18 protein-coding genes and 1 tRNA gene are annotated in these 19,577 nt (G+C 69.7%); 8 read left to right on the top strand and 11 right to left on the bottom strand.

Annotated elements, in window-relative coordinates:
• Window positions 1–60: 60 nt before the first annotated feature.
• Window positions 61–366 carry a hypothetical protein gene (locus JS278_RS15885; RefSeq protein WP_147243216.1) on the top strand — a complete coding sequence of 102 codons (306 nt, stop codon included), beginning with the start codon at window positions 61–63 and terminating at the stop codon, window positions 364–366.
• A gap of 78 nt (window positions 367–444) precedes the next feature.
• Here the strand turns inward: JS278_RS15885 and JS278_RS13225 are convergent.
• Window positions 445–518, bottom strand: a tRNA-Gly gene (locus JS278_RS13225).
• Window positions 519–676: 158 nt separating this feature from the next.
• On the opposite strand from JS278_RS13225, the gene JS278_RS13220 reads away from it, so the two are divergent.
• Together JS278_RS13220 and JS278_RS13215 are read left to right on the top strand one after the other, a co-directional pair.
• Complete coding sequence (locus JS278_RS13220) at window positions 677–2,089, top strand: amidase (protein WP_245935116.1); 1,413 nt, start codon at window positions 677–679, stop codon at window positions 2,087–2,089.
• 30 nt (window positions 2,090–2,119) lie between these two features.
• A complete protein-coding gene (locus JS278_RS13215) occupies window positions 2,120–2,905 on the top strand; it encodes an ABC transporter ATP-binding protein (protein WP_114045597.1) in 786 nt (261 codons plus the stop codon).
• Window positions 2,906–3,018: 113 nt separating this feature from the next.
• On the opposite strand, the gene JS278_RS16680 is transcribed toward JS278_RS13215, so the two are convergent.
• The 4 genes from JS278_RS16680 to JS278_RS13195 form a co-directional block, all read right to left on the bottom strand.
• Window positions 3,019–3,669 carry a hypothetical protein gene (locus JS278_RS16680; RefSeq protein ID WP_342767023.1) on the bottom strand — a complete coding sequence of 217 codons (651 nt, stop codon included), beginning with the start codon at window positions 3,667–3,669 and terminating at the stop codon, window positions 3,019–3,021.
• A gap of 64 nt (window positions 3,670–3,733) precedes the next feature.
• Window positions 3,734–4,468 (bottom strand): ABC transporter permease, encoded by a 735-nt coding sequence (locus JS278_RS13205; RefSeq protein WP_114045596.1) that lies wholly within the window; start codon window positions 4,466–4,468, stop codon window positions 3,734–3,736.
• The gene (locus tag JS278_RS13200; RefSeq protein WP_114045595.1) at window positions 4,465–5,223 is read right to left on the bottom strand and encodes an ABC transporter ATP-binding protein; all 759 of its coding nucleotides are present in this window, start codon (window positions 5,221–5,223) and stop codon (window positions 4,465–4,467) included. The genes JS278_RS13205 and JS278_RS13200 overlap by 4 nt, the downstream gene beginning before the upstream one ends.
• A gap of 32 nt (window positions 5,224–5,255) precedes the next feature.
• Window positions 5,256–5,903 carry a TetR/AcrR family transcriptional regulator gene (locus tag JS278_RS13195; protein ID WP_114045594.1) on the bottom strand — a complete coding sequence of 216 codons (648 nt, stop codon included), beginning with the start codon at window positions 5,901–5,903 and terminating at the stop codon, window positions 5,256–5,258.
• Window positions 5,904–6,038: 135 nt separating this feature from the next.
• On the opposite strand from JS278_RS13195, the gene JS278_RS13190 reads away from it, so the two are divergent.
• Window positions 6,039–6,674, top strand: a complete 636-nt coding sequence (locus JS278_RS13190; protein ID WP_220149976.1) for an HAD hydrolase-like protein — start codon at window positions 6,039–6,041, stop codon at window positions 6,672–6,674.
• 87 nt (window positions 6,675–6,761) lie between these two features.
• On the opposite strand, the gene scpC is transcribed toward JS278_RS13190, so the two are convergent.
• From scpC to JS278_RS13170, 4 genes are all read right to left on the bottom strand, one after another.
• A complete protein-coding gene (gene scpC / locus JS278_RS13185; protein ID WP_114045592.1) occupies window positions 6,762–8,273 on the bottom strand; it encodes a succinyl-CoA:acetate CoA-transferase ScpC in 1,512 nt (503 codons plus the stop codon).
• A gap of 159 nt (window positions 8,274–8,432) precedes the next feature.
• A complete protein-coding gene (locus JS278_RS13180; RefSeq protein WP_245935115.1) occupies window positions 8,433–9,110 on the bottom strand; it encodes an aldose epimerase family protein in 678 nt (225 codons plus the stop codon).
• Entirely contained in the window at window positions 9,107–9,973 is an 867-nt protein-coding gene (gene serB, locus JS278_RS13175) for a phosphoserine phosphatase SerB (RefSeq protein WP_114045590.1), read from the bottom strand. The genes JS278_RS13180 and serB overlap by 4 nt, the downstream gene beginning before the upstream one ends.
• 68 nt (window positions 9,974–10,041) lie before the next feature.
• Window positions 10,042–11,088 carry a class I SAM-dependent methyltransferase gene (locus JS278_RS13170; protein WP_181833734.1) on the bottom strand — a complete coding sequence of 349 codons (1,047 nt, stop codon included), beginning with the start codon at window positions 11,086–11,088 and terminating at the stop codon, window positions 10,042–10,044.
• A 111-nt stretch (window positions 11,089–11,199) separates the two neighbouring features.
• Between JS278_RS13170 and JS278_RS13165 the strand changes: the two genes are divergently transcribed.
• Window positions 11,200–12,084 (top strand): pyruvate, water dikinase regulatory protein, encoded by an 885-nt coding sequence (locus tag JS278_RS13165; protein ID WP_114045589.1) that lies wholly within the window; start codon window positions 11,200–11,202, stop codon window positions 12,082–12,084.
• 164 nt (window positions 12,085–12,248) lie between these two features.
• Here JS278_RS13165 and JS278_RS13160 read toward each other — a convergent pair whose 3' ends face one another.
• On the bottom strand, window positions 12,249–13,043 hold the full coding sequence (locus JS278_RS13160; protein WP_147243215.1) for an endonuclease domain-containing protein: 795 nt from the start codon (window positions 13,041–13,043) through the stop codon (window positions 12,249–12,251).
• Between the two features lie 596 nt (window positions 13,044–13,639).
• Between JS278_RS13160 and ppdK the strand changes: the two genes are divergently transcribed.
• The 3 genes from ppdK to JS278_RS13145 all read left to right on the top strand — a co-directional run bounded on the left by ppdK (window position 13,640) and on the right by JS278_RS13145 (window position 18,888).
• Window positions 13,640–16,315: a pyruvate, phosphate dikinase gene (gene ppdK, locus JS278_RS13155; protein WP_114045587.1), complete on the top strand. Its 2,676-nt coding sequence runs from the start codon at window positions 13,640–13,642 to the stop codon at window positions 16,313–16,315.
• 265 nt (window positions 16,316–16,580) lie between these two features.
• Window positions 16,581–18,047, top strand: a complete 1,467-nt coding sequence (locus JS278_RS16675; protein ID WP_114045586.1) for an FHA domain-containing protein — start codon at window positions 16,581–16,583, stop codon at window positions 18,045–18,047.
• Between the two features lie 97 nt (window positions 18,048–18,144).
• Window positions 18,145–18,888, top strand: coding sequence for a ThuA domain-containing protein (locus JS278_RS13145; RefSeq protein ID WP_114045585.1), 744 nt, complete (start codon window positions 18,145–18,147; stop codon window positions 18,886–18,888).
• 2 nt (window positions 18,889–18,890) lie between these two features.
• Here the strand turns inward: JS278_RS13145 and deoC are convergent, their stop codons facing one another.
• On the bottom strand, window positions 18,891–19,556 hold the full coding sequence (deoC, locus tag JS278_RS13140; protein WP_114045584.1) for a deoxyribose-phosphate aldolase: 666 nt from the start codon (window positions 19,554–19,556) through the stop codon (window positions 18,891–18,893).
• Window positions 19,557–19,577: the final 21 nt, after the last annotated feature.

The following is a 19,577-nucleotide window of genomic DNA, read 5'->3' as shown; positions in this document are numbered from 1 at the left end:
CTCCAGCATCGAAAACGTTCCGGGCCGGTCGCGCCCCTGGTCATATCTCCTGTTTGAATCGTGCTGAGTTCCGCTCCGTTCTTCAAGGTTGCGCGCCGTCCGGGCAGTCTTCGGGCGCAGTATCAGCAGCGGCGAGCCGTCGCACCCCGGTATGACGTCACCCGAGGGGCATTCGCCTGGATCCACGTCGTGCTCGGCGCGGGTATTGTCCTGTGGTTCGAGTTCTATTTCGCCCAGCAGGTGCAGGGCGGGTTCGACATCCTTCTCATGCCCCTGGGGCTGGGAATCCTCTTCGCCTCCCTGGGATCGACACTGCACCGTCTTTCAGCCGGGAGCCGCGGTGCCGGCGAGGTGACCCGGCATTGAGCGTGGACTCGGATTCCTGAAGCTGCGCAGATACCGAAGATCCCTTACCAACCACGTGCTGGCAAGGGATTTCTCATGTGGAGCGGGCGACGGGAATCGAACCCGCGTATCCAGCTTGGGAAGCTGGCGCTCTACCATTGAGCTACGCCCGCATGTCGTTGCCGACCTGAGAAACTCTAGCGGATCCGCGCCGAGCCGTCATCTCGGGGTGGCTCACCGCCCGGCGCGTACCCTTCCCTCATCGCCGGGCTTCCCGCCCGGGCCGACGGGCAGGGAGGCCGGTATGTCGCCGACGCGTGGGATCGAACCGATGAGCGGCCTTGACCTGTCTGCGCGCATCGTCGCGGGGGAGTTGAGCGTCCCCGAGGCGGTCGCCGACGCCGTGGAGCGGGCGCATTCCGACACCTTCGGCGCCTGGGTGCATATTGACGACGAGGGCGCCATGGCCCGCGCCGAGGAGCTTCAGGCCCGGTTGGCGGATCCGGACTTCCAGCCAAGCCCGCTGTTCGGCGTCCCCTGCCCCATCAAGGACCTCAACTCCGCCGACGGCATGCCGATGGAGGGCGGGTCCGCGGCGCTGCGGGGGCATCTGGCCACCTGGGACGACGGCGTCGTCACCCGGCTCAAGGACGCCGGCACGGTGCCGATCGGCAAGACCTCGACGCCCGAGTTCGGGCTGCCCTGCTACACCGAGCCCGAGGGCCGCGACCCCGCCGTCACCCCGTGGGATCCCACCCGGATGGCCGGCGGCTCCTCGGGCGGCGCCGCCGCATCCGTGGCCGCCGGTGAGGTACCCGTCGCCCAGGGGTCCGACGGCGGCGGATCGATCCGCATCCCGGCGAGCTGCTGCGGTCTGGTGGGCCTCAAGCCCAGCCGGGGCAGGGTCTCCAGCGGGCCCTTCGCCGTCGACGGTCCCGGCCTGGGGACGGCCGGAGTGCTGACACGCACGGTCCGCGACACCGCCGCCGCGCTCGACATCCTCTCGGTCGGCTGGCCGGGCGACCCCTTCCCGGCCCCCGCGCCGGCGGGCAGCTACCTGACGGCCTGCGACCACCCCACCGGGAAGCTGCGCATCGGCGTGCTGTCCGAGCCCGTGATCAGCGATTCGGCGATCGTCCATCCAGAGGTCGCCGAGGCCCTGAACCGCACCGTGAGCCTGCTCACCGACCTGGGCCACGACGTCGAACCCGCCCCCAGGCCCTTCACCGCACAGCGGTGGGACTCCTTCAAGGTGGTGTGGGCGGTCGGGGCGGCGTCCATCCAGCTTCCCGACGACGCCGAGGATCAACTGCGGCCGCTCACCCGGTGGCTGCGGGAACTCGGCCGCGGATTCACGGGGCTGGAGCTGGCCCGGGCGGTGGACGGCATCCAGGAGGTGAGCCGCCGCACCGCCGAGATGTGGGACGCCTTCGACGTCGTGGTCTGCCCCACGCTGGCCCAGCCGCCACTGCAGGTCGGCGCCATCCGCAACGATGACGATCCGGCCGGCGATTTCGACGCCCAGTGCGAATTCACCCCGTGGAGCAGCATCTGGAACCTCACCGGCCGACCGGCCATCAGCCTGCCCCTGCAGACCGCCCGGATCGACGGCGTCGAACTGCCCATCGGCATCACGGTCGGCGCAAAGATGAACGACGAGACCCTGCTGCTGGCGCTGGCCGGTCAGCTGGAGGAGGCGGCGGGGAGCGGTGAGATGCCGGAGCGGTCGGGGGGCGGTGTGTAGGGTTCAGAGGTCGCCGTCACCGGGAGAGAAATGGCCGCCGAAGCACCCGCCGCATCCACACTCGTCGCCACCGCAGTGAGCGCCGGATATGAAGGGGAGAAGGTGCTCGACGGGGTGGATCTGACCGTCGGCTCCGGGGATGCGCCGCTGGGTCTCGTCGGACCCTCGGGGGTCGGCAAGACCACGCTCATCCGGGTGCTCAAGGGCACTGTGGCGCCGTGGTCGGGAGCGGTGACCTTCAACGGGACGCCGGTGAACAGGCTGCGCTTCGGGGCGGCGAAGGTCTTCACGGCCGGGGCCCGGTTCATGTCCCAGGACTCGATGACGATCGTCGACCCCCGTGAGACCGTCAAGGACCGTCTCAAGGTGGCCTCCAAGGAGGCTCGCAAGGGGGGCCGGCCGCACGACGTCAGCCCGTCACAGATGCTGTCGACCGTCGGGCTCGACGAGCAGTACCTCGGTCGCGCGATGCGCACCCTGTCCGGTGGCGAGCAGCAGCGGGTCGCCCTGGCGACGGCCCTGGCCACCCGCCCGGAGATCCTGGTGCTCGACGAGCCGCTGTCGGCGGTGGATCCGGATTCCCGCACGCAGATCGCCCGGATGCTGGCCGGGATGTTCGCCCGGTTGGAGATCGGCGCTCTGGTGGCCTCTCACGACCTGGAGCTCATCGGGCACCTGTGCCCCGAGATCGCCTTCCTGGCCGACGGACGGATCGTGGCCCGCGGGCCGCTGGGCGAGGTGCTGGAGTCCGGGGAGCATCCGGCGATCCGCGAGATGGCTGACAACGCCCGGGAGGCGCTGGTCTTCCGGCGCTGAGGACCCGATCGGCCAACGATGGCGCAGTGGTCAGGGAGGACGCGCTGCATATCCAGGACGCATAGCGAACTCACAGGTAGGGGGGGCGGGAGAGGGGGGCGGCGTCCCGGCGGCTACATGTGCGTCGCGACGGGACCGTATCGCACCGGATGAGGCTCGAAGCGCTCGATCTCAGGCGTCGAGCGCACCTGGCGCCACAGGCCGAACCACCGCCCGGTGCTCGGCATCCACACCAGGACGCCTCCCGCCACGACGAAGGGTGCGGCCAGCCAGGCGAGCGGGTTGAGGATGAGCGCCAGCGCCGCCGCGGCCACCCCGCCGATCGCCCCCCAGCGCACCCAGCCGCGGCCCAACCAGGTGTTGACCGCCAGCAGCCCCGGCATCGCGACCATCACCCCGCCGATCACCATCATGAGGGCGGCCAGCAGCACCGACGCCAGGGAGCCGGGGCGCGGAGAGGTCCATGTCATCAGGTTGGTGGCGAGATGGAAGGTCCGCATGTTGATCGTTCCCCACCAGGCCCGCGCCAGAGCCACCGCCGAGGCCCCGGCCGCCAGCCCGTAACAGATCGTGGCGATGGTGGCCGGCTTCTCCCGACGTGGCAGTCCTGTGGCCGGATCGACCGGCAGGCGACGGTCCACGACGTCTGTCGGAGGCAGGGTGCCGATCTCGGTGACCGGCCGATCATCGGCCGGGGTCGGATCGCCCGCGGCTGGGGGCCGGACGCGGGTGGGGGCCTCGGCGGGAGAGATCTGCTCGCTCACGGTGCTCCTGGTGTGTCGGGGACGCGCCCAGCCTACGACGGCGCGGAGGCCGGTCCCCGGTCCCTCAGCCCGTCCGGCGCCTCAGCGTCGCCGCCCCTCCGATCACGGCCAGCACGATGAACCCGCCCAGGATCACGCAGTCGCGCGCCACGTCGGCACCGGAATCGGCGCTGGTGGCCAGGGTCTTCATGGCGTCGACGGCGTAGGAAAGCGGCAGGACGTCGGAGATCCCGTGCAGCACGTCGGGCATCTGGTCGCGGGGCACCAGCATCCCGCACAGCAGGAACTGGGGAAGGATGACGGCGGGCATGAACTGCACCGCCTGGAACTCGGTGCGCGCGAATCCCGATGCCAGCAGTCCCAGACAGGTGCCCAGCACGGCGTCCAGGACCGCCACGACGATGAGCTGCCAGGCGGGACCGGCCAGATCCAGCCCGCACCCCCAGATCGAGAAGCCGACCGCGACCAGTGCCTGGATCACCGACATCAGACCGAACGCCAGGGCGTATCCGGCGACGAAGCCGCCCTTGGTGACCGGCGTGGTCCACAGCCTCTCCAGGGTGCCGGAACGACGTTCCCGCAGCGTGGAGACGCTGGTCACCACGAACATCACGACCAGTGGGAAGACCCCGAGCAGGGCCGGCCCGATGCGGTCGAAGAGGGCGGTGTCGGTGTCCTGGTAGACCCATGCCAGCAGTCCCATGAGGACGCACGGCACCACCAGGATGAGGGCCACCGACCGATGGTCGTGGCGCAGCTGGCCGAGTACCCGCGCGGCGGTGATCAGTGTTCCGGTCATGATGCGCTCCGATCCTCGTCCTGGTGAGTTCCGCCGGCCTGCTCGGCGCGGTCGATGAGGGTGAGGAAGGCGGCCTCGGCATCCGGGGCACCGGTCTGTTCCAGCAGGGCGTCAGGGCTCTGCTGGGCCAGGACCGCGCCGTCCCGCAGCAGCACGAGTTCGTCGCAACGGCCGGCCTCGTCCATCACATGGCTGGAGACGATGAGCGTCCGCCCCTCGGCGGCGAGTTCTGCGAAGAGCTGCCAGAGGGAGCGCCGCAGCACCGGGTCCAGGCCCACGGTCGGTTCGTCGAGGACGAGCAGGTCGGGGTCGGCCACCAGGGCGCAGCCCAGTGACACCCGGGACCGCTGCCCGCCTGACAGGGAGCCCGCGGGGCGGCCGGCGTCGGCAGCCAGATCCACCTGCCCGATCACCTGCGCCACCCTGCTGCTGGGCGCCCCGAAGAGCCGGGCGAAGTAGCGCAGGTTCGCGGAGACGGAGAGGTCGTCGTAGATGCTCGGAGCCTGGGTCATGTAGCCGACCCGGCGTCGCAGCACCGGTGAACCGGCCGGCTTCCCGAGTACCGTCACCGAGCCCGAGCGCACCTTCTGCACGCCCACGATCGCGCGGATCAGGGTGGACTTGCCGGCCCCGGAGGGCCCGAGCAGACCGGTCACCGCTCCGGTCGGTAGGGCCAGATCGAGAGCGTCCAGCACGGGTCGCCCGCCCCGGTCCACGCACAGCCGGTCGATGAGGACCGCAGGATCATCTGTCATGGGGCTCAGCGTAGGGAGGGGCCGGGCCCTGATCATTCCTGAGCGGGCGGTGATGAATTCAGGCGTTCCGAGGCGGACAGGCGGCCGGTGAGATAGTGCTGGAAGGTCGGTCCGTAGACCTCGGCCAGCCGGGTGCGTTCCATCGACGCCACCGGCTCCATTCTGAGGACGTAGCGCATCATCGCCATGCCGAGCATCTGGCTGAGTGCGAGGGTGGCGCGCAGCTCCCTCTCCCGGGGATCTGCCAGGGCCGTCACCCGAGCCCCGATCTGGGTGGTGATGAATTCCCTGGCGCCGCTGGTGAGGTCGGGGTTCGACAGCATGACGGTGGCGAACTCGGTGAACCGGCCGTCCCGGCCCGCGGTGTCCCAGACCGCGGTGAAGGCGAGCACCAGGGCCGCGCCGTGCCGCTGGGACGGGATGCCGTCGAGCATCCCGAGCACCTGCTCGGGATCCGCGGAGATGTCGACGGTCGCCGTCAGAAACAGTTCGGCCTTGCCGGAGAAGTAGTGGTGGACCAGAGCGGGATCGACGCCTGCCCGCCTGGCCACGGCCCGCAGCGAGACCCGGTCGAAGGGCTCGGTGGAGAACAGCTCACGGGCCGCGGCCACGATCTCACCGCGGGTGTCGCGGGGTCCGGGGCGCCTGCCGCGCCGGCGTGTACTCCCGGTGGTGGTCATGGCGCGATGCTAGCGGTCCGCGATAATGGCGGGACTGCCCGAACTCGCCCTGGGAGGGGATCTGTCGTGAAGGGGACCACTGCTGGGAATTGGACCACTGTTGGGAATTGGACCACTGATGGGAATTGGACCACGGTGCTGTTCGACATGGACGGCACCATCTCGGACTCGCTGGACTGCATCGCCGGGGCTTTGAGGCTGATGGCGGCCGACCTGGGGCTGCCCGAACCCGACCTGTCGGACGTCACCACCTTCATGGGTCCGCCGATGACCGACACGGTGCGCCGGATCACCGGCTTCACCGACACCGTCGAGATCGAGCGCGCCTCGGGGCTCTACCGCGACCATCACGACGAGCTGGAGTACCTGGTCTCGGTGTACCCGGGCGTGGTGGAGCTCATCTGCGATCTGCACGACGCCGGCGTCGCCGTGGGCCTGGCCACCTCGAAGAGGATCAGGATCGCCCGCCGATGGCTCGACGACTACCACCTGACGGGGGAGTTCGACGCCGTCGCCGGGGCCTCCGAGACGCAGGCCGGGGCCGACAAGGCCGGCATCATCGCCGAGGCGCTGGACCAGCTGAGGGCGAAGGGACGCGACACCTCGCGCACCGTGATGATCGGCGACCGGAGCCACGACGTCGAGGGGGCCGCCGCGCACTCCATCCCCACCATCTACGTCGACTGGGGGTACGGCACCGCGGCCGAGGCCGCCACGGCCGCGTACCGGGCTCACGACGTCACGGAGTTGCGCGGCCTGCTGCTCGGCTGAACAAGATGCGCAGCGGGCCCCGACCGTCCGGTCGGGGCCCGCTGTCAGCTCAGTGCTCTCAGCTCCTACCGAGCTCTGGTCGGCGCATCACGCCTGCATGGTGCCGGTCTCCAGGAACCTGCGGTGGAAGGCGTAGGCCTCGTCGAGCAGGTGCGGGGTCTGCTTGAACTTGCAGTCGCGCAGCGCACGGTCGTAGTAGTCGTGCAGCGCGGCCCGGTAATCCGGATGGGCGCAGTTGTCGATGATCTTCGGGGCGCGCTGGCGGGGGGCCAGGCCGCGCAGATCGGCGATGCCCTGCTCGGTGATGATGACCATCGTGTCGTGCTCGGTGTGGTCCACATGGGAGACCATCGGCACGATCGCCGAGATCTTGCCACCCTTGGCGGTCGAGGGGGAGACGAAGGCCGAGATGAAGGCGTTGCGGGTGAAGTCGCCCGACCCGCCCACGCCGTTCATCATCCGCGAGCCCATCACGTGGGTGGAGTTCACGTTGCCGTAGATGTCGGCCTCGATCATGCCGTTGGCGCCCAGCACGCCGAGACGGCGGATCACCTCGGGATGGTTCGAGATCTCCTGGGGGCGCAGGATGATGTGGTTGCGGTAGAAGGCCGCGTTCTCATTCATCTTGTGCGCGTAGTCGGGCGACAGCGAGAAGGCCGTGGCCGAGGCCACGTCGACCTTGCCGGCGTCGATGAGATCGACCATGCCGTCCTGGATCACCTCGGTGTAGGAGGTGAGGTGATCCAGATCGGAGTGCAGCAGGCCGTCGAGGACGGCGTTGGGGATGTTGCCGACCCCCGACTGCAGGGGCAGCAGGTTCTTCGGCATCCGGCCGTGCTCGACCTCGTTGGCGTAGAAGTCCAGCAGGTAGCCGGCGATCTTGTGGGAGTCCTCGTCGATCGGCTTGAAGGGCGAGTTGCGGTCGGGGTCGTGGGTCTCGATGATCGCCACGACCTTGTTCTGCGGCACCCGCAGGTAGGTCTCGCCGATCCGGTCGCCGGGGTGGGTGATCGGGATCGGGACGCGATTCGGCGGCAGTGCGAAGCCGTAGTAGATGTCGTGCATGCCCTCGAGGTCCTCCGACTGCCAGTCGTTGACCTCGATGATGATCTTGTCGGCCTTCTCGACGTAGACGGCGTTGTTGCCGACCGAGGAGGTGGGGATGACGTTGCCGTCCGCGGTGATCTTGGTGGCCTCGATCACGGCGAAGTCCAGGTTGCCGAAGAATCCCTGGCGGATCTGCATACCGAACTGCGACAGGTGGATGTCGGCGTAGTAGCTGGTGCCGTCGTTGATCTTGGCGCGCATCACCGGGTCGGACTGGTAGGGGGAGCGCAGCCCGATGCCGTCGACCCCGGCCAGCTCACCGTCCAGCTCGGGGGCGGTGGAGGCGCCGGTGAAGGCGTTGACGGTGAAGTGCTCGCCCTTCTCGTGGGCGGCCTTGATGCGCTTGGCCAGGGCCGGCGGGAACTCCTTGGGGTAACCCGACCCGGTGAACCCACCGAAGCCGATCTGGGCGCCGTCATGGATGAGCGAGGCCGCATCATCGGCGCTCATCACCTTCTGACGCAGAGCCTCGTTGGCAATCCGATCTGACATCTGTCCTCCTGCCGCGCAACGGCCTTAGATTCCGGGTGCGCCGCGTGACCCGTCCCGGTCGCCCTCGCCGCTCTCGGGGCGGAGGACGGACGGTGTTCACGCCGCGCGTAAGCCACGCACAAGGATAGTGGACAGCCCTTCGGCGCGGGCGAGGAGGGTCTACAACGTCCCCGTGCCCACCCGCATGTGGAGGCTGGTGTCCTGCCCGGGCTCCAGCAGCAGGGCGTTCTCCTTCGCCGCACCTGTCTCCAGGCAGACCAGATCCCGCCACGCCCGCCCGGTGAGATCGGAGGTGAAGGTGCCCGACATCCCCGTCGCATGGTTCCGCCAGGCCGCCCCGCCGACCCCCTCCACCCGGGCGCGGGCGGCGTCACCGACCCGGAAGTAGGTGTGCCAGACGGCCTCGAAGGGCCGCGGCTCCGTGCCGGTGCAGGTGACCTCGAGGTTGAGGGTCATCGAGCTTCCGGTCATCTCGACGGTGTGGGCCAGTCGGAAGGGCGCGCCGAGATCCTCGGGCTCGACGGTGTGGCGCACCAGCAGGAAGCGCGGCCCGTCCAGCAGCACCTCGCGCCCGAAGTCGCACAGCCGGGCCCGGCCGTGATGGGGTTCCAGATCGTCGCCGGGACCGTGACCGAACCACGGCGCGCAGATCGGGATGCCTCCGCGGATCACCCCCGGGAGTTCCTGCGGGTCGGAGGGGTCGTACCAGAGCACCGGACGGGCATCGCCGTCCAGCGGCTGCCAGGCCAGCACCTGGGCGCCGTGGTCGGCGACCCGCCAGCGACCGTCGTGGCGGTCGAGGGTCTCACCGGGCAGGGGCGACGCGGGGCCGGTCACGGCCGGGCCCACAGCGCCGCCAGGGCGTCCATCCGCGGCAGCGAGATCGCGGCGTCGGCCGCCTCGACGACCACCGGCTTGGCGCAGAAGGCGATGCTCATGCCGGCCTCGGCCATCATGTCCAGGTCGTTGGCCCCGTCCCCGATCGCCACGGTGAGTCGCGGGTCGACGCCGTAGCTCTCGGTCCACCGGCGCAGGTACCGGGCCTTGGCCCGACGGTCGACGATGTCGCCGAGGACCCGGCCGGTACACCGGCCGTCGAGGATCTCCAGGTCGTTGGCGACGAAGGCGTCGGCGCCGAGCTTGCGGGCCAGCGGCTCCACCATCCGGGTGAATCCTCCGCTGACCATCGTGAAGCGGCATCCGGCGCGGTGGGCGGCCTGCACGAGCCGGCGGGCCCCCTCGGTGATCACGGTGGCGCGCGCCGCCTCGTCGACGGCCTCGGCGGGCAACCCCTCCAGGCAGGCGACGCGGGCGCGCAGGGACTCGGCGAAGTCCATCTCCCCGGCCATCGCCCGGGCGGTGATCCCGGCCACCTCGTCGGCCTTGCCGGCGGCCTCGCCGAGCAGGTCGATGGCCTCGGTGCGGGTGATCGTCGAGTCGACGTCGCTCACCAGCAGCCCGGGCAGCCAGGAGGCCAGGGGCTCGCGGATCTCGACGACGTCGACCCCCTCGGTGCGGGCCCGAGCCGCCAGCTCGCGGATCTCCTGGGTGGGCTGGCGCGGCAACCGGAAGCCCAGCGCCCACCAGGCGTCGCGGTTCAGGGCCCGTGCGGTGCCGGCCTGGCTCCAGAGGGGAGCGGCGATGCGACGCAGGGGGTCGAGCCTGTCGGGCGGGGCGAGCAGCACGATTCTGGTGGCCATGGCTCAACCGTAGAGGACTCCGCGGCGTGCGGGCGCACCCGCCGTCCGGCGCCACCGGATCGCCCGGGTCACTCGCGAATAGTGCGCGTGACCGTGTACGCCTTGGTGCGCGCCACCTGCTGGGTCGGCCCCACCTCGGCGTCCAGGTGTTCCCCCCAGGGAAGGTGGGAGTTGTAGACGCACCACAGCTGGCCGCCGGGACGCAGCACCCGGCCCGCGTCGGTGAGCATCCGGCGGGTGGGGGCGGAGTCCCTGGCCGAGCCGCGGTGGAAGGGCGGATTGGTGACGACGAGATCCAGCGAGCGGTCGGGTATCCCGCGCAGACCGTCGGCCTGGCTGACGTCGACGTCGATGTGGTTGGCGCGTGCCGTCATCCGGGTGGAGTCGACCGCGATCCAGGAGACGTCGCGGGCCGACACGGCGGCCGCGCCCTGCAGTTCGAGGGCCAGGGTGGTGGCGATCACCCCGTTGCCGCAGCCCAGATCGAGGATCCGGGCACGGGACGGCAGTCGCGACAACATGGTGCCCCGCTGATCCAGCAGCAGGGCCGTCCCGGGGTCCAGACCGGCCCCGTGGAAGACCCCGCCGTGGGCCACCAGCTCCACCTCCAGATTCATCGTCCGGATTCTGTTGCGGCGCGGCCATCCTGCCCCGCGGGCGGGGTTGACCCGCGGTGAGGAGAAGTGCAGGACGCGGGCGCGCCGCCTTCCCAGGCTGGCGTGGACGTCGTCGAACCACCGCGCGGCGACGTCATTGAGGGACTTGTTCATACGACGGATTCGCCCACCGGCCACCACGTGGAGATTCGTGACGCCCCTGGCGGCGGCCAGTCCGTGGAGTATCGACAGGATGTCGTCGAGGGCGTCCAGGGACTCGGGCAGTTCCATCCATACCTGGTCGGGGACCGGTCCCTCCTCGCCGTCCATCGGGTTGGCGATGATGTCCTCGCCATGGCTGCGGCGCACCGGCTCCAGATCGCGGAGGTCGTCGCACCAGAAACTGGTGGGGGCCCAGGGCCGCGCGGCAGCTATCAACTTGGGCCGACCGAGAATCCAGATATGCCGGGCGGAGGGGGGCGCCTCAGCGGCGATGATTTCGTCAACCGGATCGTCCACACCCCGATTCTCCCACGCTGCGAGGGTCTTCCGGCCCGCGTCCACGCGCGTAAATCCGTTCCGACGCGACGTCCGGGTCCGCAGGCAGGATCGACGCGGTAGCGTTCGGCCATGGCCGAGTCCGTTCTCGAGATGCACATCATCGCCGACTCCACGGGGGAGACGGCGGTCCGGCTGGCCCGGGCCGCCCGCAGCCAGTTCGAGGGGGTGCACTGGCACATCGTGCGCCACCCGATGATCGGCAGCGTCTCCGACATGGTGACCGTCCTGGAGGAGATCGGGGCGCGCAGCCGGGCCGGTCAGTGGGTCTGCGTCGTCCACACCCTGGCGCTGCGCGACATGCGGCAGATGGTTCACGACGCCTGCGAGGAGCTCGGCATCCAGCAGGTCGACCTGATGGGGCCGATGCTCGAGGCGATGTCGGTCGCCTCGGGCCTGGACGCCGACGAGGTGCCGCGCCGGCCGGTGGGCGTGGAGGCCGACTACTTCACCCGCATCTCGGCGATGGAGTTCGCCGTCCGCAACGATGACGGCGCCATCCCGGATCGTCTCACCGAGGCCGATCTGTGCCTGGTGGGGGTGTCGAGATCGGGGAAGACGCCGTTGTCGATCTACCTGGGGTACCTGGGGTACAAGACCGTCAATGTGCCTCTGGTACCGGGTATCGCCCCGCCCAAGGAGCTGGAGGCGGTGGACCGCTGGCGGATCGTCGGTCTCACCATCGACGCCGAGCGGCTGCTGGCGATCCGCGGACGACGGGTGAGGGGGCTCGGTGGCTTCGGCACCCAGGACGGCTACGCCGATCTGGTCAAGATCTACGACGAGCTCGACGAGGTGGGCCGCATCCAGCGCCGCCTCGGCTGCCCGGTGATCGACACCACCGGTCTGGCGCTGGAGGAGGCCGCCACCCGGGTCGTCGACGTCGTCGAGGAGCGGGCCAGGACCGCAGGCACCCACCTGCGCAGGCCCGCCGGCCAGCTGCGCACCCGGCCCTGAGGTCCCGTGAGCCCGGCCCATTACCTGTGGGTTCCTTGTCGGGAGAATCTGCTCCCAACACGCCGTCTCCCAGCCCTGGCGAGCGTCAGAACGGCGTGTTGGGAGCAGATTCTCCATCGGGGCGGGAATGGTGCCGATGCGACGGAGCAGATTCTCCGCCCGCATCACCACCAGAACGGCGCGTCCGGCTGAAAGTGGACCGTCGGGAGCCGCTCGGGACGGTGACGTCGGTGAAGTCTGGCCCTCAGATCCGCCAGGACGGCGTCGGGGTCATGCTTGATCTGGGTGGGGGTGATCGGGACGACGGTCCACCCGCAGCCGGTGAGCATCCTGGCCTTCTCGGCGTCCTGCTGGAACGCGCGCGGATTGTCGTGCCATTCTGCGCTGTTCACCTCGACAGCCAACCTTTCGGCCTCGAAAGCGCAGTCGACGACGAACTTCCTGGTTCCCAGTGGAGTGTCGACGAAGACGTCGAGGTTGGCGGTCCACCCGGTGATGCCGGCCCGGCGCAGCAACTCGTCGAACCAGACCTCGGCGACCGACCAGGGGCTGTCGCTCAGAAGCCGGGCCGTCAGATCCAGCTCCTCGGCTCCGATGTGGCCGCGTAGACGTTCACAGGCCGCCGCGATCTCGGCCGGATTCGTCGTGTCCGTCCGGATGGCCTCGCACAGCGTCTCCCAATCTCGCCGTGTGCCCAGATGCACGGCCGCGGCCCCTGTCGACGCCGTGGGGCCGCGGGTCCAGTCGGTGACGAGCTCCTCGGGAAAACGGCAGCGATGGAACCGGTACGGTCCCCGGTCGGCGAACGAGTAGGGCAGCAGCACGTCGACGCCGTCGAGCTGCAGCGACCTCATCCCCTGTTCCCGCAGGGCGGCCCGTCCGGTGACGATCGCCGTGGTACGCCACATCCACACCGCGCGGATCAGGGCATTCGGGTCGGCGGCGCGGGAGGGGTCCATCACGATCCTCGGCAGGTGCCGCAGCACGAGGCCATCGGCGGCCGCTCGGTATGCCTGCCGGGCCAGGGGGCCGGAGGAGGGGATTCGTGCGACGCCCCGATTCTGACTGAGAAGACTCAGGAGTTCCTTCACACCCCAGTTATCGTGGCGCCGGGCTTGAAATGATCATCCGCGCAGAATCTGTGGAAAACTTTCTGGAGTCCCTATGTGGCGCCCATCCTGTGGATAACTCGACATCGCGCCGTTCATGCGAGGGGACTCTGCTCCCAACACGCCGTCTCCCAGCCCTGGCGAGCGTCAGGACGGCGTGTTGGGAGCAGATTCTCCACCGGGGCGGGAGTGGTGCCGATGCGACGGAGCAGATTCTCCACCGGGCGAGTGATCGGGCGATGCCGCCCCGAACGCCCACCAGCCCGCCAGGATCTCGGATGTGAGGATTCTCACGCCGGAGGCTCGGGGATGCCATCGCTGCGAGGGCGTGGAAGAATGACCGCAAGCCCGGGACGACACCGACAGCCGTCCCGTCAAGGTATGGCGTCGCGGCCCAGGCCTCTGCGCCGACACCGAACGGCCACAGATCGAAGGAGATCTTCACGATGACTGACCAACACCGTTACGTGTACGACCTGTCCGAGGGCAACGCCGACATGAAGCCGCTGCTCGGCGGCAAGGGCGCCGGCGTGGCAGAGATGAACCGGGTGGGAGTGCCCGTCCCCGACGCCTTCACGGTGACCACCGAGGCGTGCGTGGAGACGATGAGGAGCGACGGTGAGTGGCCGGAGGGCCTGACCGGGCAGATCAGCGAGGGCCTGAAGCGCCTCGAGGAGCGCACCGGCATGACGCTGGGCGATCCCGACAATCCGCTGCTGGTGTCGGTGCGCTCGGGCGCGGTGATGTCGATGCCCGGCATGATGGACACGATTCTCAACCTGGGCATCTCCGACGACACCGTCGAGGCGGTGGGCCGCAAGGCCGGCAATGAGCGCTTCGCCTGGGACTGCTACCGCCGCTTCATCCAGATGTACGGCGAGGTGGTCGAGGGCGTCGACTCCCACGTCTACGAGGACGCGCTGACCGCCATGAAGGCCGATCGCGGCGTCGAGTCGGACACCGATCTGACCGCCGAGGATCTCAAGGAGCTCGTCGACACCTTCAAGCGGCTGTCCAACGAGAAGCTGGGCGGCAACTGGACCACCGACCCCCGCGAGCAGTTGATCCGCGCTGTCGACGCCGTCTTCCGTTCCTGGCTCAACCCGCGCGCCTTCGTCTACCGCAAGGCCAACAAGATCCCCGACGACCTGGGCACCGCCGTCAACGTCATGCAGATGGTCTTCGGCAACCGCGGTGACACCTCGGCGACCGGCGTCTGCTTCACCCGCAACCCCGCCACCGGAGCCAAGGAGCTCTACGGCGAGTTCCTCCTCAACGCCCAGGGTGAGGACGTGGTGGCCGGCATCCGCACCCCCGAGCCGCTGGCCGAGATGGAGACCGTGCTGCCCGAGGCCTACAAGGACCTCATCGACACCATGCACAAGATGGAGGCCCACTACCGCGACATGCAGGACATGGAGTTCACTGTCGAGAACAGCAAGCTCTACCTGCTGCAGACTCGCAACGGCAAGCGCACCGCGGCGGCCGCCCTCAAGGTGGCCCGCGATCTGGTCGCCGAGGACGTGATCTCCAAGGACGAGGCGCTGATGCGCATCGCCCCCGACCAGCTCGACCAGCTGCTCCACGAGGCCATCGACCCCGACCACACCGAGAAGCCGGTCACCGAGGGGCTGCCGGCCTCCCCGGGGGCCGCCGTCGGCAAGGCCGTCTTCGACGCCGATGAGGCCGCCGAGCGCGGCGAGAAGGGTGAGAAGGTCGTCCTCGTCCGGTTCGAGACCACCCCAGACGACATCCACGGCGTCATCGTCTCCCAGGGCGTGCTCACCGCCCACGGCGGCATGACCTCGCACGCGGCCGTGGTCGCCCGCGGCATGGGCAAGCCCTGTGTGGCCGGTGCCCGCGGCATCAAGATCGACGCCGGGGCCGGCACCCTGACCGTCGGCGAGACGGTCATCCACGACGGCGACATGATCACCCTCAACGGCTCCACCGGTGAGGTCTTCGCCGCCGAGCTGCCGCTCATCCCGCCGCAGATCAACGAGGACTTCGAGGAGGTGCTCGGCTGGGCCGACGACGTCCGCCGGCTCGGCGTCGAGGCCAACGCCGACAACGGCACCGACGCCGCCAAGGCCCGCGAACTCGGCGCCGAGGGCATCGGCCTGTGCCGCACCGAGCACATGTTCTTCGGCGCCGAGCGGCTGCCCGCGATCCACGAGATGATCACCGCGGAGACCTCCGAGGAGCGCAAGACCGCCGTCGACAAGATCCTGCCGATGCAGCAGTCCGACTTCGAGGAGATCTTCACCGCGATGAAGGGCCTGCCGGTCACCGTCCGGCTGCTCGACCCGCCGCTCCACGAGTTCCTGCCGAACCTCGTCGAGCAGTCCCTCAAGGTTCAGGAGATGGAGCTCACCGGGGCCGATGCCGCTGACGTCGACAAGGAGCGCCGGCTTCTCGCCCAGGTGAAGAAGCTCCACGAGCAGAACCCGATGCTCGGCACCCGCGGTGTCCGGCTGGCGATGCTCTACCCGGAGATCCCCGAGATGCAGGCCCGCGCCATCATCCGGGCGGTCCTGGCGGTCCTTGAGCGCGAGGGCGAGACGGTCGACATCCACATCATGATCCCGCTGGTCTTCACCCCGGTGGAGCTGGAGGCCCAGCGCGGGATCGTCTCGGCGGCCGTCGCCGACGAGCTGGAGAAGGCCGGCAAGCAGGTCGACGTCAAGATCGGCACCATGATCGAGCTGCCCCGCGCGGCCCTGGTCGCCGACAAGATCGCCGAGTACGCCGACTTCTTCTCCTTCGGCACCAACGACCTCACCCAGACCACCCTGGGCATCAGCCGTGACGACGCGGAGAACGGATTCCTCACCGAGTACCTTCAGGGCAAGGTGCTGGCCCAGAACCCGTTCGCCTCCATCGACGTCGACGGGGTCGGCCAGCTGGTCGCCGGAGCGGTCGAGAAGGGCCGCGCCGCGAAGCCCGGGATCGAACTGGGCGTCTGCGGCGAGCACGGCGGCGATCCGGACTCGGTGCACTTCTTCCACAGGACCGGGCTGGACTACGTGTCCTGCTCTCCGTTCCGGGTGCCGATCGCCCGGTTCTCGGCCGCCCAGGCGGTCATCGAGGAGCGCAGCGGGGCGGTCGAGAGGGACAAGTGATCCACTCCTGAACTCCTGGCCGGTTCCGGGGCCCCTCCCCGGAACCGGCCTGGACCGGGCGTCCCCGTCGACCTCTGCGCACGCCGCGACGGGGACGCCCGTATGTCTGCCGTCGGGCGGAGTCCGGACGCGGATACGACGGGTGCGAATTCGTGCCAACCCGACCGCAGTCCTGCACCGGGGCCCGGCAGATGATTAGTCTGAAGGGTGAAACGTCGTGCGGACGGCCGTCCCGGTCGTACGGCACCCCCGTTCTGGAGGTCACATGTCTCAGTCTTTCGGCTCCTGGCGCGCGAGCTACGCTCCCGGTTCCTGGGTGGTCCTGGCCGGTGCCAGCTCACTCGTCGTCATGCAGCCCGCCGCACCGCGCCACTCGGATCTCATCGCCTCGATCTGGCAGCAGGTGGCCCGCGCCGACGGGGCGGACGCACTCCTCCAGACGCTGACCGCCATCGGCCTGTCGCAGATGCCGAGCCTGGGGGTCTTCTTCTGGGAGGGCGACCGGATGACGTCGCTGGCCCGCGGGGAGGTCGTGGTGCGGGAACAGGCCACCGGGAATGTGGTCAACCACGGTGAGGGGGTCGTCACCTGGCGCGAGGCCTCCCTGGACCCGGCGGTCATCACGGTGGAGATGGAAGAGGCCCCCGAGGGACTGATGATGCCCCTCCTGCTGGGTGTGGCGCAGGCCTCCCGGCTCACCATCGACGCGACCGGATCCGTCGCCCCCCTGGTGGTCGCCGACCAGGGGGAGACGGCCGCCCCGGCGCCGTCGGGCGATGCTCAGGCCGCGGCCCCCGATCCCGGCCTGTACACGCAGGGGGAGTCCTTCGCCGACGTCCATGATCTCGGCCGGGCCTCGGTGGGGCAGGAGGCGGAGCAGCAGCCGCCGGCCGCACAGGAGCCTGACGCGCAGGAACCGGTCCGGGCGCCGCACCGCAGCGCCTCGTCGGCCGACGTCTTCGCCGCATCGGCATCCACTCCCGAACCGGTGCCCGATTACTCCTCGTCGGGAGTGTGGGGCTCACCGGATCTTCCCGCCGCCGACGCGGCCCCCTCGAGCTGGGACGCATCTCCCGAACCTCCCGCCTACCAGCCGTCTCAGCCGGCCAACCCCCCTGAGCCGGCGCAGCCCACCTGGGATGCGCAACCCTGGCAGCAGGAGGAGAGCCCTTCCCAGCAGGGTTGGGGAGATCCCGACACCTCGCTGGCGCACGACGGCGCCACCATGTTCATGCCGGGCCTGGCCAGCCAGAGCCCCTCGGGCAATGAGACCGGCGCGGGTCTGGTGATGGCATCGATGTGCCAGGCCGGGCACCCGAACCCCCCCGGCGCACGATCCTGCCGGCTGTGCCCGGCACCGATGGATCCCGCCGGCCCGAGACTGGTGGACCGGCCCTGCCTGGGCGTCCTCGTCTCCTCGACCGGGGAGTCCATCGACCTGCTCGGCCCGGTGCTGGTCGGCCGTGCCCCCAACGGAGGCACCAATGATCCGCAGGCCGCGCTGCTCAGAGTGCCGTCCCCCAACCAGGACATCAGCCGGACCCATGTCCGGATCGCCCCCAATGAGTGGTCGATCGAGGTGACCGACATGAACTCGACGAACGGGACGCTGGTCCAGCACCCCGGTGAGCAGGCGATCCGGCTCGCCCCGGGGGAGACGGTCACCGTCGAGGTCGGCGCGATCATCGACCTCGGCGACGACATCACCCTGGACATCGCGGCTCCCAGATAACAGAGGGGGCATCCCGGGGTGTGTTTCTCGACGCGCGGGGCTTACGCTGGCCTCTGGTCCCGGTGGACCGGGGCCTTTTCGTTGAAAGGGAAGTCCGATGGCACGTGTACTCATTCTGTCGGGCGCCGGGCGCTATGGAGACGCCTGGCACGATTTCGATGAGACCTCGGCCGCGGTGGCCCAGATCCTCACCGACCGTGGGCACCAGGCTCAGGTGCGACGCAGTTGTCCGGAGGCACTCGACAGCCTCCCCGAGGCCGACCTGCTGATCGTCAACACCGGTGGCGGCGACCCGGAGGAGGGGTGGGACTTCATTCCCGAGTGGTCCCGCGCCCACGGCAGGATCCTCGATCACGTCGAGGCCGGTAAGCCGATCCTCGGCCTGCACACTGCCGCGAACACCTTCTGCGACTGGGATCTGTGGCCCTCGATCCTCGGCGGCAAGTGGATCCCCGGCGTCTCAGGGCACCCGGAGCGTTCATACGCGGTCTTCGAGCCGATGCCCGAGGCCGAGGACCACCCGGCGCTGCGCGGCGTCGATCAGGTGGTCTGCTACGACGAGCGCTACTCGAACCTGGTGATCGACCCGCTGGCCACCCCGCTGCTGTTCCATGAGACCGGTGAGGAGTTCCACATCATGGCCTGGGCCATGGGCAACAACGTCATCTACGACGGGCTGGGCCACTCCGGTCGGTCCTACGAGTCGGCGTCGCGTCGTCAGCTGCTGTGCGGCGAGGTGAGCTGGCTGCTCAACTGGCGCAAGCGGGCCGCTGCCGCCGAGGCCGCCGAGCAGAAGGCGACCGAGAGGGCGCGTCAGGCGAACTCCCCGGTCACCGCCTGACCTCACCTCGCGCCGGCGAGAATGGACGCCGTTGCCGATACGCCCAGGCGGGTGGCCCCGGCGTCGATCATGGCGCATGCGGTCTCGTAGTCGCGGATCCCGCCCGAGGCCTTGACGCCCAGGCGTCCCCCGACGGTGGCCGCCATCAGTTCGACGGCATGCACCGAAGCCCCACCGGCTTTGTGGAAGCCGGTGGAGGTCTTCACGAAATCGGCGCCCGCCTCCTCGGCGCAGTGGCAGGCGGTGACGATCTCCTCGTCGCTGAGCACCGCGGACTCGATGATCACCTTGAGCAGGTGCGGGGCGGGCACGGCCGCCCTCACGGTGGCGATCTCGGCGGTGAGGTCGGTGACCCGGCCGGCCCGCAGCAGTCCGAGATTGATCACCATGTCCACCTCGTCAGCGTCCAGGGCCACCGATTCCGCCGCCTCGCGGGCCTTGACGTCGGGGGTGTGCTTGCCGGAGGGGAATCCGCACACCGTGGCCAGGCGCACACCGCCGAGCTCGACGCCCGACAGCGGCAGCATGGCGGGGGAGATGCACACCGACCAGGTGCCGAACCTCCGGGCCTGGGACACCAGGTCCGCGACGTCGGCGGCGGTCGCCTCCGGGGTGAGCAGGGTGTGGTCGATGATGCCGGCCAGTGCGGCGGCGGTGGGGGTGGTCACGTCGGTTCCTCTTCTCGGACG

The organism is Acidipropionibacterium virtanenii, assembly GCF_003325455.1.
GTDB classification, from domain to species: Bacteria; Actinomycetota; Actinomycetes; order Propionibacteriales; family Propionibacteriaceae; genus Acidipropionibacterium; species Acidipropionibacterium virtanenii.
The sequence above is the reverse complement of the archived record's forward strand: the minus strand, read 5'-3'. Positions and strand labels throughout refer to the sequence as shown.

Coding starts and splice junctions, on each gene's coding strand:
- scpC (WP_114045592.1), bottom strand. CDS start 8,273: ATGTCAGATCGGATTGCCAACGAGGCTCTGCGTCAGAAGGTGATGAGC.
- JS278_RS13220 (WP_245935116.1), top strand. CDS start 677: ATGAGCGGCCTTGACCTGTCTGCGCGCATCGTCGCGGGGGAGTTGAGC.
- JS278_RS13160 (WP_147243215.1), bottom strand. CDS start 13,043: ATGGACCCCTCCCGCGCCGCCGACCCGAATGCCCTGATCCGCGCGGTG.
- ppdK (WP_114045587.1), top strand. CDS start 13,640: ATGACTGACCAACACCGTTACGTGTACGACCTGTCCGAGGGCAACGCC.
- JS278_RS13205 (WP_114045596.1), bottom strand. CDS start 4,468: ATGACCGGAACACTGATCACCGCCGCGCGGGTACTCGGCCAGCTGCGC.
- JS278_RS16675 (WP_114045586.1), top strand. CDS start 16,581: ATGTCTCAGTCTTTCGGCTCCTGGCGCGCGAGCTACGCTCCCGGTTCC.
- serB (WP_114045590.1), bottom strand. CDS start 9,973: ATGGCCACCAGAATCGTGCTGCTCGCCCCGCCCGACAGGCTCGACCCC.
- JS278_RS13145 (WP_114045585.1), top strand. CDS start 18,145: ATGGCACGTGTACTCATTCTGTCGGGCGCCGGGCGCTATGGAGACGCC.
- JS278_RS13165 (WP_114045589.1), top strand. CDS start 11,200: ATGGCCGAGTCCGTTCTCGAGATGCACATCATCGCCGACTCCACGGGG.
- JS278_RS13215 (WP_114045597.1), top strand. CDS start 2,120: ATGGCCGCCGAAGCACCCGCCGCATCCACACTCGTCGCCACCGCAGTG.
- JS278_RS13200 (WP_114045595.1), bottom strand. CDS start 5,223: ATGACAGATGATCCTGCGGTCCTCATCGACCGGCTGTGCGTGGACCGG.
- JS278_RS13195 (WP_114045594.1), bottom strand. CDS start 5,903: ATGACCACCACCGGGAGTACACGCCGGCGCGGCAGGCGCCCCGGACCC.